22 protein-coding genes are annotated in these 25,160 nt (G+C 64.2%); 13 read left to right on the top strand and 9 right to left on the bottom strand.

The window, feature by feature from the left end:
• Positions 1 to 24: 24 nt before the first annotated feature.
• The 3 genes from AC1DKY_RS05255 to AC1DKY_RS05245 form a co-directional block, all read right to left on the bottom strand.
• A complete protein-coding gene (locus AC1DKY_RS05255; RefSeq protein ID WP_441602649.1) occupies positions 25 to 837 on the bottom strand; it encodes a DUF4198 domain-containing protein in 813 nt (270 codons plus the stop codon).
• 18 nt (positions 838 to 855) lie between these two features.
• Positions 856 to 1,371, bottom strand: a complete 516-nt coding sequence (locus tag AC1DKY_RS05250) for a DUF2271 domain-containing protein (RefSeq protein WP_441602648.1) — start codon at positions 1,369 to 1,371, stop codon at positions 856 to 858.
• 105 nt (positions 1,372 to 1,476) lie between these two features.
• Positions 1,477 to 2,121, bottom strand: a complete 645-nt coding sequence (locus tag AC1DKY_RS05245) for a PepSY-associated TM helix domain-containing protein (RefSeq protein ID WP_441602647.1) — start codon at positions 2,119 to 2,121, stop codon at positions 1,477 to 1,479.
• A 244-nt stretch (positions 2,122 to 2,365) separates the two neighbouring features.
• Between AC1DKY_RS05245 and AC1DKY_RS05240 the strand changes: the two genes are divergently transcribed.
• The 4 genes from AC1DKY_RS05240 to AC1DKY_RS05225 all read left to right on the top strand — a co-directional run bounded on the left by AC1DKY_RS05240 (position 2,366) and on the right by AC1DKY_RS05225 (position 6,100).
• The gene (locus AC1DKY_RS05240; RefSeq protein WP_046969994.1) at positions 2,366 to 3,055 is read left to right on the top strand and encodes a response regulator; all 690 of its coding nucleotides are present in this window, start codon (positions 2,366 to 2,368) and stop codon (positions 3,053 to 3,055) included.
• A complete protein-coding gene (locus tag AC1DKY_RS05235) occupies positions 3,052 to 4,518 on the top strand; it encodes a sensor histidine kinase (protein ID WP_441602646.1) in 1,467 nt (488 codons plus the stop codon). The genes AC1DKY_RS05240 and AC1DKY_RS05235 overlap by 4 nt, the downstream gene beginning before the upstream one ends.
• Before the next feature lie 212 nt (positions 4,519 to 4,730).
• Positions 4,731 to 5,489 carry a hypothetical protein gene (locus AC1DKY_RS05230; RefSeq protein ID WP_441602645.1) on the top strand — a complete coding sequence of 253 codons (759 nt, stop codon included), beginning with the start codon at positions 4,731 to 4,733 and terminating at the stop codon, positions 5,487 to 5,489.
• 14 nt (positions 5,490 to 5,503) lie between these two features.
• Positions 5,504 to 6,100: a bactofilin family protein gene (locus AC1DKY_RS05225; RefSeq protein WP_441602644.1), complete on the top strand. Its 597-nt coding sequence runs from the start codon at positions 5,504 to 5,506 to the stop codon at positions 6,098 to 6,100.
• A 60-nt stretch (positions 6,101 to 6,160) separates the two neighbouring features.
• On the opposite strand, the gene AC1DKY_RS05220 is transcribed toward AC1DKY_RS05225, so the two are convergent.
• The 4 genes from AC1DKY_RS05220 to AC1DKY_RS05205 form a co-directional block, all read right to left on the bottom strand.
• Positions 6,161 to 7,033, bottom strand: coding sequence for an OmpA family protein (locus AC1DKY_RS05220; protein ID WP_441602643.1), 873 nt, complete (start codon positions 7,031 to 7,033; stop codon positions 6,161 to 6,163).
• Between the two features lie 87 nt (positions 7,034 to 7,120).
• Positions 7,121 to 11,266 carry an ESPR-type extended signal peptide-containing protein gene (locus tag AC1DKY_RS05215; protein ID WP_441602642.1) on the bottom strand — a complete coding sequence of 1,382 codons (4,146 nt, stop codon included), beginning with the start codon at positions 11,264 to 11,266 and terminating at the stop codon, positions 7,121 to 7,123.
• A 366-nt stretch (positions 11,267 to 11,632) separates the two neighbouring features.
• On the bottom strand, positions 11,633 to 13,042 hold the full coding sequence (locus AC1DKY_RS05210; protein WP_121878372.1) for an aspartate aminotransferase family protein: 1,410 nt from the start codon (positions 13,040 to 13,042) through the stop codon (positions 11,633 to 11,635).
• Positions 13,043 to 13,090: 48 nt separating this feature from the next.
• Positions 13,091 to 13,795 carry an MtnX-like HAD-IB family phosphatase gene (locus AC1DKY_RS05205; protein ID WP_441602641.1) on the bottom strand — a complete coding sequence of 235 codons (705 nt, stop codon included), beginning with the start codon at positions 13,793 to 13,795 and terminating at the stop codon, positions 13,091 to 13,093.
• 189 nt (positions 13,796 to 13,984) lie between these two features.
• Here AC1DKY_RS05205 and AC1DKY_RS05200 point away from each other — a divergent pair, with 189 nt between their 5' ends.
• The 5 genes from AC1DKY_RS05200 to AC1DKY_RS05180 are packed head-to-tail and all read left to right on the top strand — an operon-like array spanning position 13,985 to position 19,077.
• On the top strand, positions 13,985 to 15,466 hold the full coding sequence (locus AC1DKY_RS05200) for a TolC family protein (RefSeq protein ID WP_441602640.1): 1,482 nt from the start codon (positions 13,985 to 13,987) through the stop codon (positions 15,464 to 15,466).
• Positions 15,466 to 16,599 carry an ABC transporter permease gene (locus AC1DKY_RS05195; RefSeq protein ID WP_441602639.1) on the top strand — a complete coding sequence of 378 codons (1,134 nt, stop codon included), beginning with the start codon at positions 15,466 to 15,468 and terminating at the stop codon, positions 16,597 to 16,599. Before AC1DKY_RS05200 ends, AC1DKY_RS05195 begins: the two co-directional genes overlap by 1 nt.
• A gap of 2 nt (positions 16,600 to 16,601) precedes the next feature.
• Positions 16,602 to 17,351: an ABC transporter ATP-binding protein gene (locus AC1DKY_RS05190; RefSeq protein WP_441602638.1), complete on the top strand. Its 750-nt coding sequence runs from the start codon at positions 16,602 to 16,604 to the stop codon at positions 17,349 to 17,351.
• Positions 17,348 to 18,286 carry an efflux RND transporter periplasmic adaptor subunit gene (locus AC1DKY_RS05185; RefSeq protein ID WP_441602637.1) on the top strand — a complete coding sequence of 313 codons (939 nt, stop codon included), beginning with the start codon at positions 17,348 to 17,350 and terminating at the stop codon, positions 18,284 to 18,286. The genes AC1DKY_RS05190 and AC1DKY_RS05185 overlap by 4 nt, the downstream gene beginning before the upstream one ends.
• A gap of 11 nt (positions 18,287 to 18,297) precedes the next feature.
• Complete coding sequence (locus tag AC1DKY_RS05180; RefSeq protein WP_441602636.1) at positions 18,298 to 19,077, top strand: MipA/OmpV family protein; 780 nt, start codon at positions 18,298 to 18,300, stop codon at positions 19,075 to 19,077.
• Positions 19,078 to 19,098: 21 nt separating this feature from the next.
• Here the strand turns inward: AC1DKY_RS05180 and AC1DKY_RS05175 are convergent, their stop codons facing one another.
• Both AC1DKY_RS05175 and AC1DKY_RS05170 read right to left on the bottom strand, forming a co-directional pair.
• Positions 19,099 to 19,419, bottom strand: coding sequence for a non-heme iron oxygenase ferredoxin subunit (locus AC1DKY_RS05175; RefSeq protein WP_046970005.1), 321 nt, complete (start codon positions 19,417 to 19,419; stop codon positions 19,099 to 19,101).
• Positions 19,416 to 19,964 carry a GNAT family N-acetyltransferase gene (locus tag AC1DKY_RS05170; protein WP_441602635.1) on the bottom strand — a complete coding sequence of 183 codons (549 nt, stop codon included), beginning with the start codon at positions 19,962 to 19,964 and terminating at the stop codon, positions 19,416 to 19,418. Before AC1DKY_RS05170 ends, AC1DKY_RS05175 begins: the two co-directional genes overlap by 4 nt.
• Before the next feature lie 156 nt (positions 19,965 to 20,120).
• Between AC1DKY_RS05170 and AC1DKY_RS05165 the strand changes: the two genes are divergently transcribed.
• The 4 genes from AC1DKY_RS05165 (at position 20,121) to AC1DKY_RS05150 (ending at position 25,128) form a co-directional block, all read left to right on the top strand.
• Complete coding sequence (locus AC1DKY_RS05165) at positions 20,121 to 22,160, top strand: M13 family metallopeptidase (RefSeq protein ID WP_441602634.1); 2,040 nt, start codon at positions 20,121 to 20,123, stop codon at positions 22,158 to 22,160.
• 113 nt (positions 22,161 to 22,273) lie between these two features.
• Positions 22,274 to 22,537, top strand: coding sequence for a putative hemolysin (locus AC1DKY_RS05160; protein ID WP_441602633.1), 264 nt, complete (start codon positions 22,274 to 22,276; stop codon positions 22,535 to 22,537).
• Positions 22,538 to 22,865: 328 nt separating this feature from the next.
• Positions 22,866 to 24,041 carry a non-hydrolyzing UDP-N-acetylglucosamine 2-epimerase gene (wecB, locus tag AC1DKY_RS05155; RefSeq protein WP_441602632.1) on the top strand — a complete coding sequence of 392 codons (1,176 nt, stop codon included), beginning with the start codon at positions 22,866 to 22,868 and terminating at the stop codon, positions 24,039 to 24,041.
• Positions 24,022 to 25,128 carry a hypothetical protein gene (locus tag AC1DKY_RS05150; RefSeq protein WP_441602631.1) on the top strand — a complete coding sequence of 369 codons (1,107 nt, stop codon included), beginning with the start codon at positions 24,022 to 24,024 and terminating at the stop codon, positions 25,126 to 25,128. Before wecB ends, AC1DKY_RS05150 begins: the two co-directional genes overlap by 20 nt.
• Positions 25,129 to 25,160: the final 32 nt, after the last annotated feature.

Below are 25,160 nucleotides of genomic sequence, written 5' to 3'. Positions count from 1 at the left end.
TCGATTCAGCACTCACGCCTTGCATTACTGCGGCAGCACTTCCAGCGTGGCGGCATACGACAGGCGACGCAGCTTGGCCTGCTTGATGCTGGACTTGTTGTCCTGCGTGCTGGCGTTCACCCAATACATGCCGGCGTGCGGCCAGGTGACGCTGAACTTGCCATCCTTGTCGGTGGTGACATCGATTTCTTCCGGCGCGTTGCGATAGCGCGTCTCGCCGGCAATCGCCATCACCTTCAGGTTCGACGCAGGATTGCCGTCCAGCAGCAGCTGGAACGTGGCCGCTTCACCCGAGGCCAGGTCGGTGACGCGCGTCACCGGTACCAGCTCGAGCCCCTTGCCGCTGGGTTTGAGCGCGCCATCGCTGGGCTTGCCGTTGGTGACGAAGGTTTCCACGCGGTTGATCGACTCGGACACTTCGACGTTCTTCGCGTTGGCAGGTATCGCCTTGGCCAGCTCCGCCGCGTCGCCGCGCCAGCGCTTCTTCTGGCCATCCAGTTCATAGTTGGCGAACAGACCGCCATTCACCGCGGCGATCTTGTAGGTGCCCGGCTGGGTCAGGTGCACGTCGAACACGCTGCGGTACTGGCCGGTGAGCGCGTTCTCCGGTTTGGCCGTCTGGCCGTCCGGCGTGGTGATGACCACGCGGTCCAGCTGCACCGCCATATGATCGGGATAGAACAAGTCGTTGGAAACGGCGGCATCCACCGTCACCCACGGATCGTTGCCGGATACATTGGTGGCCGACGGCACCAGCCACATCTTGTGCGCCTGCGCGGTAAGCGGCAGCGCCAGAGCCATGGCCAGCGCGCCCCACTTCAACGAATGCTTGATCATGATGTTGTTCTCCTTCGATTAGGGGGCGAGATCGACTTTGACGGCACCCAGCTCGCTGCTGCCTTGCGCGGCGAGCTGCTGGGGCGCGGCGGCCGGCCAGGTGAACGGCACGCGCACCACTTCGCGGCCGCCGGTTTCGCGGGCGGCCTCGACCACGAGTTCGTACTTGCCCGGGGCCAGCTCGGCCAGGGGCGCCTTGCCTTGATGGAAGCTCAGCTTCTGGTCGCCGGCCGGACGCGTCGCGCCGGATACGCCGTCCACCGGCATCTGCAGGTCGCGACCGCCGCGACGCCACCACTGGCGCAGCTCCGGCAGCCACTTGGTGCCGGCGCCTTCCTTCGATTCCTTCTGCGCATACCACACGGCCAGCTGGGCGGCGACGGAATGGTCTTCGCGCTCCACCCACACGGCGGTGTAGGGACGGTGGTATTCCGCCACATTGAGCTGCGGAATCTGCACGGTGACGTTGAGGTCGGCCGCAACAGCCGGGGCGGCCAGCAGGATCGCGGGGATGGTCAGGGAGAGACGGCGCATGGTGTCCTCGGTTGGGCGCGAGCAGAAACGGGGGGAAAAGGGGAAACGCGTATGGATGCGCGGCGGCCGACCATCATCGTGATGCGCGTGCGCACAGCTTTCATGTCAGTGGATGAAGATCAGCGCGAGCAACAACGGCAGTACCAGGCCGAAGATCACCAACGGCCACGTGGCGCCACGCTGCGCCGCATGCATCTTCAGCAGCAACAGCCCGGTGACCGCGAAGATCACGCAGGCCAGCGCAAACACGTCGATGAACCAGCCCCAGGCAGGTCCGGCATGACGGCCTTTGTGCAGATCGTTGAGATAGGCGATGACGCCGCGCGAACTGCGTTCGCTCTCCACCTTGCCGGTTTCGCGATCGATGCTTACCCACGCGTCGCCACCCGGGCGCGGCATGGAAAGATAGATTTCATCGGATGACCAGTCGCCGGTGCGCCCGCTCACGTCGACATCGAGTGCGGTCGACACCCAGTCCGCCACCGCGGCCGGCAAGGGCGCGCCCTTGCGTTCGTCATCGCCGCTCACGGCCTTGAGCAAGGCGGTAGGCAGGACGGCACTGTGATGCACGGTGTTGGCCTGCGCCTCGATCTGCCCGGCGTGGTTGAGCGTGAAGCCGGTGATGGCAAACAGCAGCATGCCGACCAGACATAGCGCCGAGCTGATCCAGTGCCATTGATGGAGCTGCTTGAGCCAGAACGCGCGGCTCGATCCCATCCGGTTGTTGTGCGACCGCGCCGCTGATTCCATGCCTGCCTTTCAGAGCCTTTGGATCATCTCTTGGATCAGCGCCAAACCACATGATGGGCCATGCAACTGAGTCGCGCGCCCGCTGTCTCAACATCCACCAGGGCGCTAAGCTTCCCACCATTGGGGCTGCCCGCTCCTGATGCAGGGCTGGAATGTTGCCACAAATGAGAATCACTCGCAATTCAACAATAATGGGTCGCGGGCGTCCCCACCCACTGACCCACCGCCCCTGCTGGATAACCCCATGCGCATACTGATCGCCGAGGATGACCCCTCCATTGCCGCCGGTGTCAGCGCCGCGCTGCGCCAGGGCGGCCATGCGGTGGATAGCGTCACCGACGGCGCCAAGGCCGACGCAGCGCTGCGCGACACCCCGTACGACCTGCTTATCCTCGACCTGGGCCTGCCCCACCTGGACGGCGCCGACGTGCTGCAGCGCCTGCGCAAGCGCGGCACCGGCCTGCCTGTGCTGGTGATCACGGCCCGCGAAGGCCTGCGCGAGCGGGTACGCGTGCTCGACCTGGGTGCCGACGATTACCTGGTGAAGCCTTTTGCGCTGGCCGAGTTCGAGGCGCGCGTGCGCGCCCTGCTGCGCCGCTACACCTCGCAGGGCGCACCCGAACTCACCATCGGAAGACTGCGGCTGGATCTTCCCGGTCATCGCGCCTGGATCGACGACAAGGCGCTGGAACTTACGGCGCGCGAATTCGGCCTGCTCGAAGCGCTCGCTGCACGCCCCGATCGCGTGACCAGCCGCGCCCAGTTGGTGGAAGCCCTCTGCAGCTGGGACGAAGAACTCACCGACAACGGCCTGGACATCGCCATCTATCGCCTGCGCCGCAAGCTGGCCGACTCAGGCACGCAAGTGCGCACCATCCGCGGCCTGGGCTATCTGCTGGAAGAAGTGAAGGAAGGCAAGGACGCCAAGGCATGAACCGGCCGGCGGCCAAGCAGGACGACTCCTGGCTTTATCGGATCATCGAACCGGATGGCCGGCCCAGCCTGCGCCATCGCCTGCTGTCGTCGCTGCTGGTGCCGCTGATGATGTTGCTGGTGGTCGAGAGCCTGATCACCTACGGCGGTGCGCTGATCTACTCCAACCACGTGCACGACCGCGATCTGGGCGACGATGCGATGACGCTCGCGCAGATGCTCAGCCAGGAAGACCTGGGCGGACAGATCTCGCCGCAGGCGCGCTTTCTGCTCGAGTACGCGCCTGAAGGCCACAACTATTTCAACGTCAGCAGCCAGAAGCACGGCTTGCTGGCCGGTTCTGCGGAATTGCAGCCGGCGCCGTTGAGCGGCGCCAGCTCCGATGGCGAGCCAGCGCTTTACACCACCTCGCTGGTCACGACCACGCAGAAGTTTCGCGAGCTGCGTGCGGCGACGGTGCGCATACCCAATCTGCAGGATCCGACCGACCAGCTTACGGTCACCATGGCCGAGACCTTCCACGATCGTCACCAGCGCGCGCGTGAAATCCTGCTGCTGAGCATCCCGGCCCAGGCCCTGCTGATCGCCAGCGTGTTCTTCCTGGTGCTGTACGGCGTGCGCGTGGGCCTGCGCCTGCTTGATCCGCTCACAGCGCGGCTGGCCGCGCGCGAACACGACCTCGCGCCGATCGGCGATGCCGATGTGCCGGTGGAAATCCTTCCGCTCACGCGCACCATCGACGGCCTGTTCGCACGCCAGCGCGGCATGCTGGCCTTGCAGGAACGCTTCATCGCCGATGCCGCGCATCAGCTGAAGACGCCGCTTGCCGGCTTGCGCGTACACGTCGAACGCGCCCAGGTTGATCCGAGCAAGGAAACGGTCACCGATGCCTTGCAGCACATCCTGCGACTCACCCAGCGTGCCAGTCGCACGTCCAGCCAGCTGCTCGCGCTGACGCGCGCACAATCGCCCGACCTCAACGAAACCGCGCCCTGTGTGCTGCTGGATCTCGCGCAGGTGATTCCCGAACTGCTGGGTGTGCGCGTGCACGATGCCATCGCCGCGGGCGTGGATCTTGGCTACGAGGGACCGGCCGGACCGGTGTGGATCGACGCCGATCGCCTTTCGCTGCAGGAGATGCTCGACAACCTGATCGACAACAGCCTGCGTTACGCGGGCCGTGGCAGCATTCTCACGATAGGCGTATCGGTGCTCAGCGAAGGTCCATGCGTGAGCGTGGAAGACAACGGGCCTGGCGTGCCGCCTGCCTTCCTTGAGCGCCTGGGCGAACGTTTCTTCCGCGTGCCGGGCATGACGGAAGAAGGCACGGGCCTGGGCTTGGCCATCGTGCAGCGTATTGCCGAGCGCCATCGCGCCACCGTGCGCTTTCTCAATGGCGCGACCGGTGGCCTGCGCGTGGAGATCCTGTTCTCGCCCGCACGCACCTCCCGCTCCGTCAGCTGAGCCTGCGCCGCGCGCAAGCGCAGCACCCGCGTTTGAATCGCCCTTTCAGAGCAGTCTGATGTATTTGTGCGGGCGAAGTCGTGGAACATGCATGGCCTAAAGCAAGGACCGGGCGCGCCCGACCTCGGCAGGTCGAACTCCGCACGTCCTTGCCTGTGCAGACGCCACGTACCGCGGGAACGTGGGCACGATGCCAACCACGACTCCCTGCGATGGCCAAGACCAGACAGCGCTCCATTTGGCAACACAACACGTCGCTGTTTCGACGTGTCGCCGCTGAATTTGGCCGCGACGACAAATTGCTTGCCGCACTTCCTCGACTGGCGCTCTCCGACCCCGATCCATCAGTGCGGCGAGCCGCCCTATCGCGCTGCGCTGATCTTGCAGTAGCCCAGGAAGCTTCGTACACCGAAACCGATCCGGAGAATCGCGCGCATGCCCGCGCCCTTTATTTCTCCTTGATGGCGGGCACCCACGAGCAAGCTCCCGAATTCGCCACCCGCCTGCGGCTGGTCGAGGTGCAAACCGATCGGGCGCTGATTCTGCATGTGGCGATCTACAGCCCGGAACCAGACTTGCGCGAGCTCGCGCAACAACGGCTGGAGAGCGACCGCTTTGCGGGAACCAGAGAAGTGATCGCGGATCTGGGCTTGTCCGACCCCATCTTCAACAAGGTCCGCTCCCGCGTGGTGCTGCGTCGTGCGATTGTCACGGCGGCCTGCGAAATTGAACGCGCCCTGGCCGCCCATGACGCCAAGTCGGCGCTCACCTGGACCGACGCCATGGAACGCTTTGTCGGCGACCGGCCGGCGCGCTGGCCATTGCCGCATTACGTGGCGCGCGTGAGCAGACTGTTGCAGCAGGCATTGTTCAGCCCGCCAGTACCGACGATCACTCCACCGCCGCTGCAGGACACGTATTTTCCGCCGCTGAGATTCAATCTGGCACCCGGCGCCATCCACCCGACATGACTACACGTGGTCGCATGTTCAATCGCAAACGCCCGACACAAGTCGCACACACCCTCGCCACCAGCCTGATCGCTCACGGAACCCGCATCACGGGTGACGTCAACTTCGAGGGCAGCTTGTTCCTCGAGGGTGAGATCGATGGGCAAGTCATGGCGATCGAGCCAGGCGCCCTGCTGACGATCGGCGAGCAAGGCCTCGTGCAGGGAGATATACGCGTCCCGGCGGCGATCATCCATGGCAGCGTCTGCGGGGATGTATACGCGATGGAACGGCTCGAACTGGCAGCGACAGCTCGCGTTTCCGGCAACGTTTGCTATGGCTCGATCGTGGTGATCGCTGGCGCGCAGATCGATGGTCGGCTGCAGCATTGCGCTTCGCGCAGCGATGCCGGCACTGCGTTGCCTGCTGCGCCCGCCAACGCGATAGCGGTTGCCGTCCCGGAAATCACCGCCGGTTTCAGCGAAGCCGGCGAAGCAAGCTCGCCCCCCTCGCTCATCGCTCACGCGAGCGACTCATCCATGCATGGCACTGAGGCGACCGGGCTCAATTCCCTATCGGATAGGCGATCGCGCAAGCGCAACCGACACGATACGAGCAAGCACAACGCCTGATACGACTTGCCCCGCTCGAAGGCGGGGCAAGGCTTCAACGCTACACGACTTGCGATGGGCTCAGCCGACGCGAGGCTCGGACTTCAACGCCGTGACCAGCACTTCAACGCGGCGGTTCGCGGCAAGGCAGGCAATCAAGGCGCTGCGTTCGGTCAGGGCGCATGCCTCCACCGGATTGCGCTTGCCGCGACCTTCGGCCTGGATCAGGCGACTGTCCACGCCGTGCGAGATCAGATAGTCCTTCACCGTGTCGGCCCGCTTCTGCGAAAGCGCATCGTTGTAGGCATCGCTGCCCAGACGGTCGGTGTGACCGATCACGCGCACGCTTTGCACCTGGCCGGCATGCACGATGATGCCCTGGGCGAGCTGGTCAAGCTTGGCGCGACCTTCGGCCGACATAGCCGACAGTCCCGCCCGATCGAATGCGAACAGCGCATCCGAGCCTAGCGTGAACCGCTCGGTGTTGATGACGGGAGCCACGACGACCGGCGGGGGCGCCGGCGCTTTGGCCACCTGCTGGAAACGCGCACACTCCTCGGGCAGCCAGTAGAAACGTTGCGCCAGCTTGTCGGTGTCGAACAAAACCTTGAACTGGCAAGTCACCACGTGATCACTCTGCGCCGGTTCGCGGAAGTTGAAGACGTAGTTCCACTCGCGCACGCCCCATATACCCTCGCTGAAATGGGGGTAGCCAATCAGATCGCTGACCTGTTGCTTGTTCAGGCCCGCGTGCACGTGGACCAGGTTGTCGAGGTTGGGAAAGGTTCCGCCCTTGTGCAGCGGCGTGGTGTCGTCGATGTGCGGCCAATTGATGGAGTCGGCAGACTGACCATCCGCGTGGACGTTTCGACTCACATTGCCGCAGGCCGCCAGTGCGAATGCGGCCGCCAGCAAGAGTGGCGCGAGCTTGAAGAACTTGGTGTTGATGTGCATGTTTTTTTGCAAGCCTTTATGTCGATGAATACAAGAGCCACGAAGATCTCTCTGCCGCAACGGCAGAAGGATCTTCATGGCCGGTCCTTACCAGGCCATGCCCGCGCCCACACCCACGCCAAGACCGTCCTGCTGCGAGCCGGTCGCACTGGCCTTGAGGATGTAGCGACCACTTTCAGTGATCGTGGACAGGCCGACCGAAATCGCGTTCTGCCCGTGGTAATTGCCGATGCCCACGCCCACGACGCTTTGATTGGGCTGATAGGCCTGCGGAATATTGGCCGTTGCCAGCGCGGAAGCCGTACCGGCATAAGCACGCTTGCCCATCTGGTTGATCTGCTGGTCGGTGTAGTTCTTTGCCCAGTTCTGCGTATTGACCACCGCGTCATTGAGCTGTCCCACATTCACCGCATCCGTGGTCGCCGTCCCCGCCTGCACGTTGTGGATGCTGGCGCCGCCACCATTGGGATTAAGCGTGACCGCGTTGTAGTTGATGGAGCCATCGCTGTTGACGTCGTACTGCACGCCACCTGCCTGCGCTGCCTTCAACTGACTCACGTTCACCGCATCCGTGCCCTGCGAACCCGCAGCAACATTCGTGATCTGACGCTCGTTGCCCGACGAACCCATCGACACCGCGTTGGCTCGATCGGCGACAGAGGCATTGCCGATAGCGACGCTGTTGTTGGCGCTCGCTTGCGAGCCATTACCCAGCGCCAGGCTGTTGTCACCCGAGGCCGTTGCACCTGCACCGCCTGCGGCCGAGTTGTTGCCGGTGGGCGTCGGGGTCGGCGCCTTCTGGTCGGTGCTGGTCTGGAACATGCCGGCCTGCCCCGTGCTGATGTTGGTGATATCGCCGGCAATGTGGTTGACCGTGTTCTCGACGGTGGTCACGCGGCCATCGATCTTGTCGACTGCCTGGTTGGTCGCATACAGCTGCGAGCCATTAACTGCGTCGGTGCTGGTGGACGAGAGCGTGCCCGCCGCCACGTTGGTGATGGTGCGTTCCTGCCCCGTCGCGCCCACGCTCACCGTGCCGGTGGGATTGGCGCCGGCAAAGGTGTAGTTGTCACCGGCGATGGTGGCTCCTGACGTGCCCTTCACTGGCCCCGTCGTCGAGTTCGCACCCAGCGCGACACTGTTGTTGGTGCTTGCTGCAGCGCCATGGCCGATAGCCACACTGTCGGCACCCGTGCTCACTGCCTGGGGGCCGACTGCCACCGAATTGGAGCCCACCGCCTGCGAGTCGGCCAGCGACGAATTGGCATGGAAGTACTTGATGCCGCCGCCACCGTTGATGGTGTTGATCGTGCCGTTGAGCACGTCTACCGCCTGATTGGTGGCATACAGCTGCGAACCATTGACGGCATCCGTGCTGTCGCTGGAGAGCTGGCCCGCAGCCACGTTGGTGATCTGACGCTCATTGCCCTTGCTGCCCACGCTCACCACGCTGGTGGGGTTGGTACCGGCGAATTGGTAGGTCTGCCCAGCCACGGTGACGCTGGAGATCGGATTGCTCCTGGAGGTGACCGAGCCTGCACCCAGCGCCACGTCGTTGTCATTGTTGGCCTGGGCGTTGCTGCCCATGGCCGTGGACGATGCGCCGGTGGCCATGGCGCCCACGCCCGCAGCGATGGCATTGGCACCGGTGGCGCCATCGTTGTTGTAGTTGCCGCCCTGCGTCCCGCCGTCGTTGACGCTGTAGTAATGCGTCTTGGCGCCATTCACCGTGGTGGTGAGCTGGCTGACGTTCACCGCATCGGTCGGCGCCGTGCCGGCGGTGACGTTGGTGATCTTCGTGCCACCCGCATCGATGCCGTTGACGGTGACGCTGGGACCACCGGTGATCACTACACCGTTGGTGTCGATGGTGGTGTTGCCGGTGGTCACGCTGGTGAATTCCGGCTTGTCGGTCATCTCGATCTGCAGGACACCGTTCGCATCCACCTCAGTCCTGAGGTTGTCACCAACATAGGTGCCTGCCGTAGTGCCCTTGCCCTGGATCGACATGGTGTCGCCCAATTTCTTCTGTACCGTGCCGGTGTTGCCGGCAAAGCTCAGCGGCGTATCGGCCATGTCATCCAGCTGCGACTTGTTCACCGCATCGCTGGGCGCCACGCCGTCCGCGACATTGGTGATCTTGGTGCCGCCGGTCTTGCTCACCGGATCGTAAGTAGGACCGCCCAGCGTGACGCTGTCGTGCGCGCCGGTGTCGTAAATCACGGCATCGGCGGTGGCGCCCTTGAGCTGTGCCACGTTCACCGCATCGCTGTCGGCCGTACCGGCGGCCACGCCGGTGATCTGGCGGAACTTATTGCTGGCCGCATCACCCACGCTGACGCCACCGAGCGTGCTCGCGGTGGCATTGATCGCTGCCGTCTGCGCTGTGGTCGCCGTTACCGGCACATAACCAGCGATGCCTGCTGCCGTATTTGCCACTGACTTGCTGCCGATGGCCACACCATCGGCCACCAAAGCCTTGGCGCTATTGCCCAGCGCGATCGAACTGTCGGCGCTGGCGGTGGCGCCGTAGCCGCCGGCCAGCGTCCTGGCACCGGCCGCATTCGCCCCAAATCCCACGGCCGTGCTACCGAAACCCGTGGCGCTGGTGGTCGATCCCAAGGCAGTCGCCGTGTCGGAAAGCGCTTGAGCGTTCGCACCCACGCCGGTCGTCATCAGACCGATCGACACGGAACCATCACCCACCGCAACCGACGACGTGCCGGACGCACTCGCATTGGGACCGACGGCCACTGCCGAGTTGCCAGCCGCCCCGGCGCTCATGCCTGCGGCCAAGGCGTTCGTGCCGGTGGCGCCGTCGTTGTCGTAGTTGCCGCCCTGTACGGCGCCATCGTTGACGCTGAAATAGTGCGACTTGGCACCATTCACCGCAGTGGAAAGCTGGTTGACGTTCACTGCATCCGTGAGCGCCGTACCTGCGGCAACATTGCCGATCTTCTGTCCGCCGGCATTGATGCCGTTGGCGGTCATGCTGGGACCACCCGTGATCACCACACCGTTGGTATCGATGGTGGTGTTGCCCGTCGTGACGCTGGTGAACTCCGGCTTGTCGGTCATCTCGACCTGCAATACGCCGCTCGCGTCCACCTCGGTCCTGAGGTTGTCGCCGACGTAGGTGCCGGACGTGGTGCCCTTACCCTGGATCGACATGGTGTCGCCCAGTTTCTTCTGCACCGTGCCCGTGTTGCCAGCGAAGGTCAGCGGCGTATTGGCCAGATCGTCCAGCTGCGACTTGTTCACCGCATCGCTTGGGGCCACGCCGTTGGCGACATTGGTGATCTTGGTGCCGCCGGCCTTGGTGACCGGGTTATAGGCGGGACCGCCCAGCGTGATGCTGTCGTGCGCGCTGCTGTCGTAGAGCACGGCATCGGCGGTGGCGCCCTTGAGCTGGGCAACGTTCACTGCATCGCTGTCCGCCGTACCTGCGGCCACGCTGGTGATCTGGCGGAACTTGTTGGTCGCGGCATCGCCCACGCTCACCGCACCGAGCGTGCTCTTCGTCGCGTTGATAGCCGCGGCCTGCGCCGCCGTCGCCGTCGCTGGCACGTAGCCGGCAATGCCCGCTGCCGTGTTGGCGGCTGACTTGCTGCCGAGGGCGACGCCATCGGCGACCAAGGCCTTGGCACTATTGCCCAAGGCAGTCGAATTATCACCGCTGGCGCTGGTGCCATAGCCGGAAGCCAAGGCACGGGAACCGGCCGCATTCGCGCCGTAGCCCACGGCCGTACTGCCGAATCCGGTGGCACTGGTGGTTGATCCCAACGCGGTGGCGGTGTCGGCGATCGCCTGCGCGCCCGCGCCAACGCTGGTGGTCATCAGACCAGTGGAAACCGAACTGTCGCCCATGGCGATCGCGGAATTGCCGGAAGCGCTCGCGTCGGTGCCGACGGCCACGCCCGAGCTGCCGGCAGCGCTCGCGCCAACACCTGCCGCAAGAGCGTTTGCTCCCGTCGCACCGTCGCTGTTGTAGTTGCCGCCCTGCACACCGCTATCGTTGACGCTGTAATAGTTGGCCATCAGGGCCAGGCCAGCCTTGAGCCCGGAGCCCGTGGCCGACATGGCAGGTGCGGAGAGTCCGCCGACCAACAAGGCGCCTGCAATGGCAAGACTCAGCTTGGCCGATCCCGGCTTCTTGTGGCCCTTGGCCAACTCAGAAGCGACCACGAAGCACTGCTTCTGGGCATCCCAAACGACGTTATAGATTTTGTTCACGACAAGTCCTTTCCAGCGAACGAAGGCAGCAACGTAAAATCGCCGCCATGCTAGAAATCACTTGAACTTGAACAAATAAGGCGCGCTCTCAAATGCACTTCAGTCGATTTCTCTACCGAGAGAAAATGTCCGACTTTTCATTGCACTTGCTTGCGGTGTCAGCGAGTGACCACAAGCAGTCGGCCTGCGCGCTGTCGCTTAGATGAGTGCATGGATGAGAGGTAACTCGCTCGAGCCGACAAACGCCGCCCAAAAAAATACGGCGATGCATGAGCATCGCCGTTCGTCACACTTCCCCTGCATGGGAACTACTTGAGACAAACCACAGACAGACGCCGCGGGTTTTCACCCGCGGCGTCGTGTTGATTACATCGCCTTCTTGGCCTTGGTCAGCAGCTGATCGAGCAGCGCGATGGCCAGGTCGATTTCTTCGTGCGTGATGTCCAGCGACGGCGCGAAGGTGATCACGTTCTTGTACCAGCCACCCACGTCGAGCACGAGGCCGATCTTCTTGCCGTTGTGCTCCAGGTCGCCAGCGAGGCCGATGTCGACCATCTTGTCGAGCAGCGCCTTGTTCGGCGTGAAGCCGTCGTCGGTGCAGATCTCGGCGCGCATGGCCAGACCCAGGCCGTCCACGTCGCCGATTTCCTTGTGGCGCTTCTGCAGGTCGCGCAGGCCTTCGAGGAAGTGCGCACCCTTCTTCGGCACGCTGGTCTCGTAGTCCAGCTCGTAACCCATCTTGATCACTTCCAGACCCAGTGCGGTACCGAGCGGGTTGGAGTTGAACGTGGAATGCGTGGAGCCCGGCGGGAAGATGGTCGGGTTGATCAGCTCTTCGCGCGCCCACAGGCCCGACAGCGGGTTGAGGCCGTTGGTCAGCGCCTTGCCGAACACGATGATGTCCGGCGTCACGCCGAAGTGCTCGATCGACCACAGCTTGCCGGTGCGCCAGAAACCCATCTGGATTTCGTCGACCACCATCAGGATGCCGTACTGGTCGAGCACCTTCTTCAGATCCTTGAAGAAGTTCATCGGCGGCAGCACGTAACCGCCGGTGCCCTGGATCGGCTCGACGTAGAACGCGGCGTACTCAGCCTGATTGACCTTGGGATCCCACACGCCGTTGTATTCGGTTTCGAACAGGCGGGCGAACTGGCGCACGCAGGCATCGGAATATTCTTCCGGCGTCATGCCCTTGGGGCGACGGAACGGATACGGGAACGGCACGAACATCGCGCGCTCGCCGAAGTGACCGAAGCGGCGACGGTAGCGGTAGCTGGAGGTGATCGACGAAGCGCCGAGCGTGCGACCGTGGTAGCCGCCCTCGAAGGCGAACATCAGGCTCTTGCCGCCGGTGTAGTTGCGCACCAGCTTGAGCGAGTCTTCCACCGCCTGCGCACCGCCGACGTTGAAGTGCACGCGGCCCTTCAGGCCGAACTTCTGCTGCGCGTCGACGGCAATGGTCTTGGCCAGCTCGATGCGGGTCTGGTGCAGGTACTGCGAAGCCACCTGCGGCAGCACGTCGATCTGGTTCTTCAGCGTGTCGTTCAGGCGCTTGTTGCCGTAACCGAAGTTCACGGCCGAGTACCACATCTGCAGATCGAGGAAGCGCGTGCCGGCGGTGTCGATCATCCAGCTGCCTTCGCCATGGCGGAAGATCTTCGGCGGATCGACGTAATGCACGGTATCGCCAAAGGAGCTCCACTGGGCCTCATCGGCCAGCAGCTGGGCGTCGGGAATAACGACGCCAGCGGCGTTCTTGTCGTATGCGTTCATCAGGAAATCCGGAATAGATCAGAAAGGGGTGGAACGGGCGAGGCCCGTTCAGGGGATCGTGGCGGCCAGGGCGGGCTCGCCCGGCGTGTGTTCGGCCAGCAGGCTGCCGTCGAGCAGACGGGGCAGCAGCTCCAGCGCATCCTCGAAGCCGGTGATCGGCACATAGGGGATGCCGGCGGCGCGGCAATGCTCGATCAGGCGGTGCTTGGCGAACACGAAATCGACGCGGTCGGCTGCGCAGAAGTCCGAGGCGCCGTCGCCGATCAGCAGGGTCTTGGTGCCGGTCTTGGCGGCCTGGGCAGCCACGGCGCACTTGCAGGTGCCGCTGCGGCAACCGTCCGCCTGGAACGGCGAGGTCAGCTGCCACTGACGCGGCGGCGTGGCCGGAGCCAGGTGGTTGGCGGCCAGCGGCAGATCGTCCAGGCCGTAACGGCCAAGGATCTTGTGGATGGCGTAGTCGAGGCCGTCGCTCACCACCCGCAACGGGGTCGACAATTCGCGCGTCCTGGCCACGAAGGCCGGGAACGCGTGGTCGATCCACAGCGAGGAGAGATGCTTGTCCAGCGCTTCCTGGGTCATGTCCAGCAGACCCACCTGCCCGGTCATGCATTCGCGCGAGCCGATGCGGCCGGCACGCCAGTCCTGCTCCAGCGTTTCCCAGCCGGGACGGCCGAAACGGTCGAGCAGGGAGTCGATCACGTCCTCGACGGAAATGGTGCCGTCGAAATCGCAGAGGATGGTCCAGCCTGTCACTCGGTGAAGCTCCGCCAATGCAGTGTGATGACAAGACTAGAAAGACACCCCTTTCGGCCCCCTTTCTTGCCGAAAGTTGCTGCGTAAAAACGGGTATTCTGGTGTCGGCCGTCAATAAGCTAGTTGAAGGCTTGCTCCGGTATGCTAGGGAACTCCCTGTCGTGCCGTTGCTCAAATCTCAGGAACTTCGTGCTTCAGCGTCGAAACAACCCGGATCTGCCGAACATGGAAGCTGCGCCTCGCCGGGATCGCCGTCCATTGATCAGTGCCTTGCTGGCGTGTGGACTTGCGCTGGTGGCCGGCTGCTCGGTGGCCCCGTTGCCCGAACTCAAGCCGCCCCTCCCCGAGACCTGGCGCAATGCGCCGGCCGGCGTGGCGCCGCCCTCCGCCGACCTCAAGGGCTGGTGGACCGCGCTGGGTGACCCCGAGCTGGACGCCCTGATCGATCGCGCCCTGCAGAACAACCTGGACGTGGCCCAGGCCGCCGAGCGCCTGCGCGCCGCGCGCACCCTGAACCACCACGCCCACGATCCCTACCTGCCCAACCTGCACGGGCGCACCAACGACCTGATCGATCCGGACACCACGGCTTCGTATTTCGTGGTCGGCTTTGATGCCGTGTGGGAGCTTCCGCTGTTTGGCGCCTGGCAAAGCAGCAAGCGCGCGGCCCAAGGCCAGGAGAACGGCGCGGCGGCCGCCTTGCGCGGTGCGCAGGTGTCCCTGGTGGCCGAAGTCAGTCGGCGCTGGATCGAACTGCGCTCGGCCCAGGAGCAGGCCCGCCTGCTCACGGCCATCCGCGATGCCCAGCAGCAAAAGCTGCAGCTGGTGCAGGTGCGCGAACAACTGCGGCTGGTGGCGCCAGTCGAGGTCGCCAAGACCCAGGCTGAACTCGCCCGCGCCGAGGCCGCGCTGACCGAACCCCAGCAGGTCATCAACGCCTGCGTGCAGCAGCTCGCCCTGCTGCTGGGACAGCCCGAACCCGATCTGGCGTGGCTCACGCCCGGTCCACAACCGCGCCTGGGTGCCTGGCAGCTCACCACTGCACCGGCCGACATGCTGCGCGCACGTCCTGAAATCGCCAGCGCCGAAGCCGAAGTGCTGCGCGCCGCCGGCGAGCTGGGCATGAGCCGCGCGGACATCTATCCACATATCGGCCTGGGCGCGTCGCTGCAATGGTCGACCAATATTCTGTCCAACTATCGCGCGCACACCGGCGAAGCCATTTCCTCGTTCGGCCCGATCATCGATGTGCCCTTGTTCGACTGGGGGCAGCGCGTGGCCGCGGCACACGCCAAGGATCATGAGCTGAAGGCCGCCGTCTACGCCTATCGCCAGGCCGTGCTGCAAGGCGTGGCGGAAGCGGAAACGGCGATGGGCGACCTGGAGCAGTCGCGCACACGCGAGGACGCCACGCAGCGCGCCAGCGTGGCGCTGGACAGCAGCATCACCGCCCTGCGCAAGCGCGAGGAACTCAACCTGGGCAGCAAGCTCGACGTGCAGGAAGGCCTGATCGAAAACCAGCGTGCACAGCTTGAACTGGTCAGCGCCATCGCCGCGCGCGACCTCGCCTATGTCTCGCTTTACAAGGCCCTGGGTGGCGCAGCGATGCCCAACCCGCCGATGCCCAACCCGCCGCCTTCCGACGCACCCGTCGCAAAGGGCACGGACTGATGGTCGCGCTGGCACGTAAAACCCTGATCTACGAATGGCGCCGCTTTCTGCCGGCGATCCTCGCTGTCGGTTTCGCCGGCCTGCTGCAATTGCTGCAGGCCGCGCTGGTGCTCGGCATCTTCGGCAGCGCCAGCGTCTACATCACCGGTTCGTCGGCCGATTTGTGGGCCGGCTATCCGGGCACGCAGAGCGTGAACCTCGGCCGCTCGATTGATTCGGGCGTGGAAATGCGACTGCGCATGGATTCGGCCGTCACCGCGGTGGAACCGTTCCACTGGGTCGATGCCGACTGGCGTGGCCCCAGTGATACGGGCGGCGTGTCGGTATTCGTGTCCGGCATCAATGCACGTCCCGACGGCATGTTGTTCGCGCATGCGCTGCCGCCCGCCCTGCGCGCGCGCTTGAACGAACCGGATGCGGTGATCGTCGATCGCGCCGATCTGGACAGCCTCGGCGTGAAGGTAGGCGATAGCGCCGTCATCAACGGCCATCGCGTGCGTGTGGTCGGCGTGAGCAGCGGTCTGCGTGCGCTGGGTGGCGTGAACGTGGTGGCTTCGCTGGCCACGGCGGCCGAACTCGATACCGATCCATCCAATGCCAATCGCATGACGTATTTCGTGGCGAAGCTGCGCGACCCGGCTGCAGCCGACGATGTCGCGGCGCGCTTGCGCGGCAATGGTGCGTTCGGCAAGTACGACGTGTGGACCGCGCAGGATTTCGCACGTCGCTCACAGCTCTATTGGATGTTCGATACCGGCGCCGGCGCGGGGGTATTGTTCCTTGCCGGCATCGTGTTCCTGGTTGGCGCCGTGATCACCAGCCAGACCCTGGTCGCTGCGGTGATCGGTTCGGTGCGCGAATACGCCACGCTCAACGCACTGGGCGTCGGCGTCGGTGCACTGCGTCGTGTCGTGATGGAACAGGCCTTCTGGGTGGGCGCGCTGGGCCTGGTCGGCAGCACCGTGCTCGGCGCCATCGCACTGGCCATTGCGCGCAGCCGCAGCGTGCCGGTGGCGCTCGATCCGTGGACCACGCTGGCCTGCCTCGCGCTGGGCATGGGCCTGGCCATCGTCTCCGGTCTGGCCGCCATGCGCAGCTTGCGCCGCGCCGATCCCGCCACCTTGCTGAGGTAAGCATGAGCGCGCAGCCACAGGCCATGCCCACGGTGTCGTTGCAGGCACGCAACGTCACCAAATCGTTCTCGTCGGGACCGATCCACCACACCGTGCTGCACGACCTCACGCTGGACGTGCACGCCGGCGAACTCACCCTCATCTCCGGACCTTCCGGCTGCGGCAAGAGCACGCTGCTCGCCATCCTGAGCGGCCTGCAGGCAGCCGACAGCGGCCATGTGATGGCGCTGGGACAGGACCTGGGCGTGCTCGGCATGCGCGAGCTCGAGCGCTTCCGTCTGCTGCACACCGGTTTCGTGTTCCAGGGTTTCAATCTTTTTCCGGCGCTCAATGCGCTGGAACAGGTGGAATTGCCGCTGAGCTATCTCGGCTTGGCACCCGGCGAAGCGCGCCGTCGCGCGGTGGCATCGCTGGAAGAAGTGGGCATGGGCCCGCGCATGGAGCTGCGCCCTTCCGAACTCTCCGGCGGCGAAAAGCAGCGCGTCGCGATTGCACGCGCGCTCGCCAAGGAGCCGGGCCTGCTGTTTGCCGACGAGCCCACCAGCGCGCTCGATGCCGCGAACGGGCAGATCGTCATCGATATTCTTCACCGCATCGCGCGCACGCACGGCACCACCGTGTTGTGCGTCAGCCACGATCCTCGACTGGTTGGCCACGCAGACCGCGTGCTCGCCATGGAAGATGGCCGTATCCTTAGTGACCGTGTGCCCTCTGCGACATTGACGTCAGGGCACGAGGACCCTTCTGCATGACCTTGCGCCCGCTACATTCCCTGCTTGCCCTGGTGCTGGTGGCACCCGTGCTGGCTGCCTGCTCGCATGACGACAGCGGCAAGTCGACGTCGTCCACCGCACCCACTGCCACGTATGCGGCGGTGGCGCGCGGCCGTGTCGATATCGAAGGCGGCCTGCTCAAGCTCAGCATGCCGCGCGAAGGCGTGGTGGCCGACATCAAGGTTCGCGAAGGCGACCATGTGAAAAAGGGCCAGGTGTTGGCCGTGCTCGACACCAAGCCTGCGCAGCTTGCCGTGAGCGCGGCCGAAGCCGAACAGAAACAGGCGAGGGCCCAAGGCAGCTCGTTGGAAGCGCGCCTGAAGGCAGCACAGCAGCGCGCCACGCGCCTGCAGGCAGCGGCGGCAGCCGGTGCTGGCGATGGGCAGAGCGCCGATGACGCCAAGGACGCCGCCACCCAGCTGCAGGGCGAACTCGACAATGTGCGCGCCGCCGACGCCATGGCTGCGCAGAAACTGGAAGCGGCGCGCTATGAGCTGGCGCAGCGCAGCCTCGTTGCGCCCGTGGACGCACAGATTGTCGAGCGCGACATCCAGCCCGGCGCCACGGTATCGCCGCAAGGCGGCGCGGCCTTCGTGCTGCTGCCCGAAGGCGCGCGCATCGTGCGTGCCGAACTCAACGAATCGTTTGTGAGCGCCGTGCACGAAGGCATGCATGCCCAGGTCGTTGATGACAGCGGCAGCGGCGTGCCGACGCTGGGCGCGCATGTGCAGCGCATCGGCACCGTGTTCGGTCCCAGTGCGCTCGAGGAAGATCCCCTCATTCGCGCCAACACGCGAACCGTCGAATGCGTACTGGTGTTCGATGAAACGCCGCCGCCGTCGCTGCGCATCGGCCAGCGTGTGATCGTTCAGTTCGGCGACAACGCAGGCGCGCGCGCCAAACCTGGCGCGTGATCCGGATCGGCATGCTGCTGCGCCGTGTTGCCGCCAGTGCGCTGCTGTCCGGCTGCGCGTTGTGCTCGATCGCCAGCGCGGACGACGCGACCGAAGGTCCCAACATCATTCTCGGCGCGGGCGTGCAGCGCATGCCGGCCTGGCTCGGCTCCAGCGATCATCGCAACCAGGCCGTGCCTTATATCGATGCCGAGCTGCCCTGGCATATCACGCTGTCGACGCTCGATGGCCTCACTGTGGATTTCATCCATAGCGGCAAGTGGCGCGGCGGACTTTACGGCAACTACCTGTGGGGCCGCGACCGCGACGAACTCGGCCCCAGGCTGGGCGGCATCGTCGAGTCGCTATCGCCGCGCATCAACGGCGGCGGTTATCTGGAATACCAGGCCACCACGCAGTTCAGCCTGGGCGGCAATCTGGCGCACGACACGCAAGGCGCCGGCGCCTATCTCAACGTGTATGCGGACTACGACCTGCCCGTCATCGGTTATCTCAACCACAGCCTGGAGCTGCAATGGCAGGCGATGAACGGGCCGGCGATGCGTCGCTTCTTTGGCGTATCGCCCGATCAGGCCAGCAAGCTTGGCATATCGCCATGGTCACCGAATGCCGGCGGCCAGCAGATCTCGCTCGAATACGACGCGTATATGCCCACCAGCATGCACACTGGCTTTGCCGTGGCGATCAATTACACGCGCTTGCTGGGCGATGCATCCGGCAGCCCGCTGGTGCGCAGCTATGGCTCGGCCAATCAGCTCACCACCACGTTGGCCTTCGTCTACCGTTTCTAAGCCGGGAACAGGCGCTCCCCTTCAACGATCGTCGCGCGTCCAGATCTGGCCGTCGACTTCGTGCACCGGAAAACTGGCGATCGGTTCGTACGCGGGCGGACAGGTGACGGCACCCGTACGCACGTCGAAGCGCGCACCGTGACGCGGGCACTCCACTTCGAAACCGTGCACCTCGCCGCCGGCGAGGTCGCCGCCATCGTGGCTGCAGACGTCTTCGATGGCGTAGAGATCGCCGTCGATGTTGTAGACGGCGATGGCCGTGTCGCCATCCCACACCACCTTGAATTCGCCCGGCAACATCTCGCTGCGCGTGCCCACGAAGATCCAGTCGGCGAGATTCATGCGAACACCTCGCCCAACGGCTTGCTCATGCACACGAAATGCAGGTCGTCGCGGCGCGGCAGGCCGCAGCGTTCATCGCCATAGGGAAACGGCAGCGTTTCGCCGGTGAGCTGGTAGCCGCGGCGTTCGTACCAGGCGATCAGTTCGGCACGCTGCACGATCACCGTCATGCGCATGGCCGGCACCTGCCACGAGGCGTGCGCCACGCGCTCGGCTTCGGCCAGCAGGGCCCGGCCGATGCCGCCCATCTGCAGCTGGGGATTCACCGCAAACATGCCGAAGTACCCTGCCCCGCCCTGCCGTTCGATATGACAGCAGGCGAGCAGGACGCCATCGCGTTCGGCCAGCAAGATCTTGCTGCCTTCGCGACCGATCAGCTCGGACACGCTTTGCGCATCGGTGCGCTGCCCGTCCAGCAGGTGGCTTTCGGTGGTCCAGCCGCGCTGGCCGGATTCGCCGCGGTAAGCCGATTCGACGAGGGTCACCACGGCCGGCACGTCGGCGGCCGCAGCGGTGCGATAAAGGAGTTCAGACGCAGTCATCATCCCCACATGATACCGCTCGCTGTCGTCATCGCACCGCACAATGACCTTCGACACTGTCGGCTCCCTGACACCCCTGCCTAGCCTGTGGATTGGGGCCGAGCGCCCTGCGTATGACCACGACCGGATGCACGCCATGCATCCCACCAGGGAGAATCCATGAAGAACCGCATTGTGAAACCGCTCGCGCTGGCCGTGGGCCTGGCTCTGTGCACCGGCGCGCTGGCCGCCCCCGGCGGCTCCTTCGACGTGAAGGAGCTGGACACCAACAAGAGCGCCTGCAACGACTTCAACGGCTTCGTCAATGCGAAGTGGCTCGCCGCCAATCCGATTCCCGCCGACCGCACGCGCTGGGGTTCGTTCGATGCGCTGCGCGAAGACAGCCTCAACGTGCAGCACAGCATCGTCGACAAGGCCGCCAAGAATGTCGCCAGCGCGCAGCCTGGCTCGATCGAACAGAAGATCGGTTACTTCTACGCCTCGGGCATGGATGAAGCCGCCATCGAAAAGGCCGGCTACGACCCGATCAAGCCGGAGCTCGCGCGCATCGACGCGCTGAAGAACAGCAAGGACGTGGTCGCCTATATCACCGATAGCTACGCCCGCGGCAACCCGGTGACGTTCCGCTTCTTCGGCAACGCGGACTTCAAGGATTCCAGCCGCCAGATCGCCTATGCCAACCAGGGCGGCCTGGGCCTGCCGACGGCCGATTACTACAGCAAGCCGGACTTCGAAAAAATCCGCACCGCTTACGTGGCGCATATCGCGCGCACGCTGCAGCTGGTGGGCGTGAGCGAGGCCGAGGCACAGAAGCAGGCCAAGGCCGTGATGGCGTTCGAGACACGCCTCGCCGCCGCGTCGCTGGTGCCGACCGAACTGCGCCAGCCGGAAAACCGCTATCACTTCGTCAGCATCGCCGACGCCGACAAGGCGACCCCGCACTTCGAGTGGGCCGCGTTCTTCAAGGCCCAGGGCGCGGACGTAAAGGATGGCTTCTCGCTCTCGCAGCCGAAGTATTTCGCCGAGTTCGACAAGATGCTGGCCGACGTGCCCGCCAGCGACTGGCAGGCGTATCTGCGCTTCCATGCGATCGATGAGGCCGCGCCGTATCTCTCCACGCCGTTCCAGCAGGAAGACTTCGCCTTCAACGCGCAGACGCTCAACGGCCAGAAGGAAATGAAGTCACGCTGGAAGCGCACGCTCGACAGCGTGGAAGGCGGCATGGGCATGGCGCTGGGCCAGCTCTACGTGGCGCAGACCTTCTCGCCGGAATCCAAGGCGCGCGCCGAACAGCTGGTGGGCGATCTGCGTGCGGCCTACAAGAACCGCATCGAAAACCTGCCGTGGATGAGCGATGCCACCAAGAAGAAGGCGCTGGAAAAGTGGGCTACCTTCACGCCGAAGATCGGCTATCCGGACAAGTGGCGCGACTGGGCCGGCCTGACCATTCCCAGCGGCAACAGCTATTTCCAGAACGTCCAGGCCGCCGACAAGTTCAACTACGACTACATGGTCGACAAGATCGGCAAGCCGGTCGATCGCACCGAATGGGGCATGACGCCGCAGACGGTGAACGCGTACTACAACTCGCTGAAGAACGAGATCGTGTTCCCCGCCGCCATCCTGCAGCCGCCGTTCTTCGACGCCAAGGCCGATGACGGCCTGAACTACGGCGGCATCGGCGCCGTGATCGGCCACGAAATGGGCCACGGCTACGACGACCAGGGCAGCAAGTTCGACGCGAAGGGCAACAACGTCAACTGGTGGACCGACGAAGACCGCAAGGCCTTCGAAGCACGCACCGACCGCCTCGCCGACCAGTTCAATCACTACGAAGCGCTGCCGGGCAAGTTCGTCAACGGCAAGCTGACCATGGGAGAGAACATCGGCGACCTGGGCGGCCTCAACGCGGCGTACGACGCACTGCAGATGGCCCTGGCCCGCAATCCGGCCGAAGCAAAGAAGAAGATCGACGGCTACACGCAGGACCAGCGTTTCTTCCTCAACTGGGGTCGCGTCTGGCGCGGCAGCATCCGCCCGGAAGCGCAGCTCACCCTGCTCAACACCGATCCGCACGCACCCGCGCAGTTCCGCGCCATCGGCGCACCGTCGAACATGCCAGCCTTTGCACAGGCGTTCCAGTGCAAGGCGAAGGATGTGATGGTGCGTTCGGCCGACAAGCAGGTGAAGATCTGGTAACGGCTATCGCCTGATAAGCGAGCAAAGCGCCGCGGTCATGCCGCGGCGTTTTCGTTGGTGTGGCAAGCTAGTCGCAACGTGTCATGCGTATGGCCTATCGAGGAGGCGTTGCCATGAGACATGCCATCACGGCCCTGCTCGCCTGCACGCTCGCAGCGTGTGCCACGCCGCCACCCGCTCCACCCATCGCGGGCAAGGCCGGCCTCGCCAACCCCGCGTCGACCTATTGCGTGCAGCAAGGCGGGCGGCTCGATCTGCGCAAGGACGCCGCCGGCAACGTCAGCGGCATCTGCGTCTTCCAGGATGGACGGGCGTGCGAGGAATGGGCGCTGTTCCGCGATCACCAATGCGTCGCGCCGAACGAGCCCGCGCACTGACGCCACCGGTTTACATCAGCAGCTTGCGCACCTTGAGCAGCGCGGTCACGAACCCGTCGATCTCTTCGCGCGTGTTGTAGAGCTTGAACGAGCTCCCGATGTGGCGCTAACCCGCCGGAGGCGAAACCTCCGATATTCGGTTTATCACCGCCATCGAGCAATCGCCGACCGCCTACGTCCTCAGCGGATAGAGGCAGGCGGAAGCACCTTTCGTAGAGCGACTTCAATTGCCATAATCGGGAAAAGCGAAGTACACGGACCAGGCCTTGATCAGACAGGGTCGGCATCTCACGACTGATTAGCCAAACTGCTTTGAGGATGTCGCCGCTTGAGCCGTTCAATGTCACAGGGCAAGGTGCTCCTGGTCTTTGGTACCCGTCCGGAATGCCTCAAGTTGGCAAGCGTCCATCGAGCGCTCAAAGCACTCGGGAGCTGCCATTCGATCGTCATGAACAGCGGCCAGCATGAAGCCGTGGTCGACCGGATCTTGAAGCAATTGGGGATTGATTGTGACATCCGGAAGTCACAGGTGGCAGGCACCTCTCTCTTCGATCATGTTCGCAAACTGAGAGCAAACATCCGCTCTGCGGCCACTGAAATTGGAGCGGATGTTCTGGTAGCCCAGGGCGACACGGCTACCGCTTACGCGGCGGCCATGGCTTCTCGCGATCTAGGCATCCCCCTTGCCCACATCGAAGCAGGACTCCGAACGGATCATCCGCATCATCCTTTTCCCGAAGAGCATTTTCGCAGAAAGATCAGCCGGATCGCGTCGATGCATTTCGCGCCGACGAAATTGGCGGCCACCAATCTTCGCAGTGAAGGCATTTCGCCTTCGCGCATCGTCCGTTCCGGAAATACGATCATCGATCTGTTGCGCGACGAGCTGGAAAAGGGGGAAGCACCGCTCCCCCTTCCCGTTGAACCAGAACAACGCGTTGTCACGCTGACGCTGCATCGCCGTGAAAATCGGGGCCATGGCATTCGTGAGGTCAGCACGGCGCTGAAACGGCTGGTCAGTACGCAACGCGACCTCATCGCCGTCTGTCCCATGCCTGCAAACCCCATGACGCGGACACAACTCTCCCATCATTTGGCCGGGCACGATGGCGTCTACCTGACCGATTCTCTCGAGTACGCATCCTTCATCGCACTTCTGCGGCGCTCTGCGCTGGTCATCACTGACTCTGGCGGCATACAGGAAGAAGCTCCTCATCTCGGCACCCCTACCCTCATCGTGAGACGGAACACCGAGCGAGTCGAGGAGGCCGCCCTGGGCAACTCCACCCTCATCAAGGCAACAACAGCGCACGACATCTATGTGGCGGCTCTGCGCATCCTTGCCGCCCCTCGCGCCAATGGCATGCCCTTCACCGAATCATCTCCCAATGGGGACGGCCGCGCGGGCCAGCGGATAGCCGTCCATCTGGCGACATTGGCGCGAGCAGCATCCCCCTTGGAAGAGCCTCAAAGTCATTCTCTCTATGCGCATCAATCCAATTGATACAGCGACCCAGGAAGCCGCCCGGTCTGCCAGCTCACGTCTGCGCAGCTGGCTTCTCCATGGCCCCGCTCAAACGCAAGACGGCGCTCATGCCGGCGGCGTCGCTGGAAGCGTCGACGAGCGGAAGGGCGCGAGTTATATCTATGCCGAGATCTCGGGCTACTACTTACTTTGGTTGGCAGGATTGGGCGATTCGGCTCCCATCCCTCTGGTCGCTGACCGCGCAACCCGCTGCCTGGACTGGATTCAGCGAGAATTCTCAGGCGCTGCCAATCCAGCAACACGCATCCCGTTGCACGATGCACCTGCCGACTGGCGCAATCAGGCTGAATTCTTCTTCGACCAAGCCATGGTGCTACGTGGCGCCCTGGCTATACGAGCACGAAACATCGCCCTCGTGAGCGACGAGCTGCTGGCGAACCTGATGTCGAAGTTGTCGCTGTTTACACACGACGGATGCGTCGAAGCGGTTCGTCCGCATACGGGTGCAACGTCAGTGCCTGTGCGCTGGTCGACGACATCGGGCCCATTCCTGTTGAAGGCGACTGCTGCCGTCGATCTCGCGACTGACCTCGACTTCCGGCCTCAATCCTTGCTCGCCGCATGCAGGGCGCATCTTGAACGATGCGGTCATACGGGCTTTTCGGCAATGTCAGACATGCTCCACCCCTCGCTTTATTTCGCGGAGGGACTACTCCGATACGGAGCCCGGGAACGGGAGGCAGCTAGCCAGATCGTTTCGAAGTGTCTGCTCCTGCAGCGGATGGATGGCGCCATGCCGGAGACATTCCCCTCCGACATCGGCGAGGGTGAAAATACCCATCGAAACGACGTGGCGGCACAGGCACTTCGACTCGGACTGTTGCTTGGTCACAAACAAGAAGACCCAGCGCGCGAAGTCCGACTCGAGAAGCTGGCAAGACTCCTGTCCACCAGAGTGGACGCCTTGGGAAGAATCGCTTTCGACTCGGACGCTCAAACCCATGAAGCGAACACCTGGACGGCGATGTTTGCAGAGCAGGCCCTGCGCTGGTACTCCGAACCAGACTCTAATCACCATGTCATGTGCGCCGAGCTCCTCGTATGAGGTCCAGGGCCAGCGGTCTGCGTCACTGGTGG

This window comes from Dyella sp. 01N448 (genome assembly GCF_056399225.1).
The sequence above is the reverse complement of the archived record's forward strand: the minus strand, read 5'-3'. Positions and strand labels throughout refer to the sequence as shown.

Bases quoted from the DNA above. Each gene is read 5' to 3' on its own strand.
- AC1DKY_RS05255 (WP_441602649.1), bottom strand. From the start codon at position 837: ATGATCAAGCATTCGTTGAAGTGGGGCGCGCTGGCCATGGCTCTGGCG.
- AC1DKY_RS05250 (WP_441602648.1), bottom strand. From the start codon at position 1,371: ATGCGCCGTCTCTCCCTGACCATCCCCGCGATCCTGCTGGCCGCCCCG.
- AC1DKY_RS05245 (WP_441602647.1), bottom strand. From the start codon at position 2,121: ATGGAATCAGCGGCGCGGTCGCACAACAACCGGATGGGATCGAGCCGC.
- AC1DKY_RS05240 (WP_046969994.1), top strand. From the start codon at position 2,366: ATGCGCATACTGATCGCCGAGGATGACCCCTCCATTGCCGCCGGTGTC.
- AC1DKY_RS05235 (WP_441602646.1), top strand. From the start codon at position 3,052: ATGAACCGGCCGGCGGCCAAGCAGGACGACTCCTGGCTTTATCGGATC.
- AC1DKY_RS05230 (WP_441602645.1), top strand. From the start codon at position 4,731: ATGGCCAAGACCAGACAGCGCTCCATTTGGCAACACAACACGTCGCTG.
- AC1DKY_RS05225 (WP_441602644.1), top strand. From the start codon at position 5,504: ATGTTCAATCGCAAACGCCCGACACAAGTCGCACACACCCTCGCCACC.
- AC1DKY_RS05220 (WP_441602643.1), bottom strand. From the start codon at position 7,033: ATGCACATCAACACCAAGTTCTTCAAGCTCGCGCCACTCTTGCTGGCG.
- AC1DKY_RS05210 (WP_121878372.1), bottom strand. From the start codon at position 13,042: ATGAACGCATACGACAAGAACGCCGCTGGCGTCGTTATTCCCGACGCC.
- AC1DKY_RS05195 (WP_441602639.1), top strand. From the start codon at position 15,466: ATGGTCGCGCTGGCACGTAAAACCCTGATCTACGAATGGCGCCGCTTT.
- AC1DKY_RS05190 (WP_441602638.1), top strand. From the start codon at position 16,602: ATGAGCGCGCAGCCACAGGCCATGCCCACGGTGTCGTTGCAGGCACGC.
- AC1DKY_RS05185 (WP_441602637.1), top strand. From the start codon at position 17,348: ATGACCTTGCGCCCGCTACATTCCCTGCTTGCCCTGGTGCTGGTGGCA.
- AC1DKY_RS05180 (WP_441602636.1), top strand. From the start codon at position 18,298: ATGCTGCTGCGCCGTGTTGCCGCCAGTGCGCTGCTGTCCGGCTGCGCG.
- AC1DKY_RS05175 (WP_046970005.1), bottom strand. From the start codon at position 19,419: ATGAATCTCGCCGACTGGATCTTCGTGGGCACGCGCAGCGAGATGTTG.
- AC1DKY_RS05170 (WP_441602635.1), bottom strand. From the start codon at position 19,964: ATGATGACTGCGTCTGAACTCCTTTATCGCACCGCTGCGGCCGCCGAC.
- AC1DKY_RS05165 (WP_441602634.1), top strand. From the start codon at position 20,121: ATGAAGAACCGCATTGTGAAACCGCTCGCGCTGGCCGTGGGCCTGGCT.
- AC1DKY_RS05160 (WP_441602633.1), top strand. From the start codon at position 22,274: ATGAGACATGCCATCACGGCCCTGCTCGCCTGCACGCTCGCAGCGTGT.
- AC1DKY_RS05150 (WP_441602631.1), top strand. From the start codon at position 24,022: ATGCGCATCAATCCAATTGATACAGCGACCCAGGAAGCCGCCCGGTCT.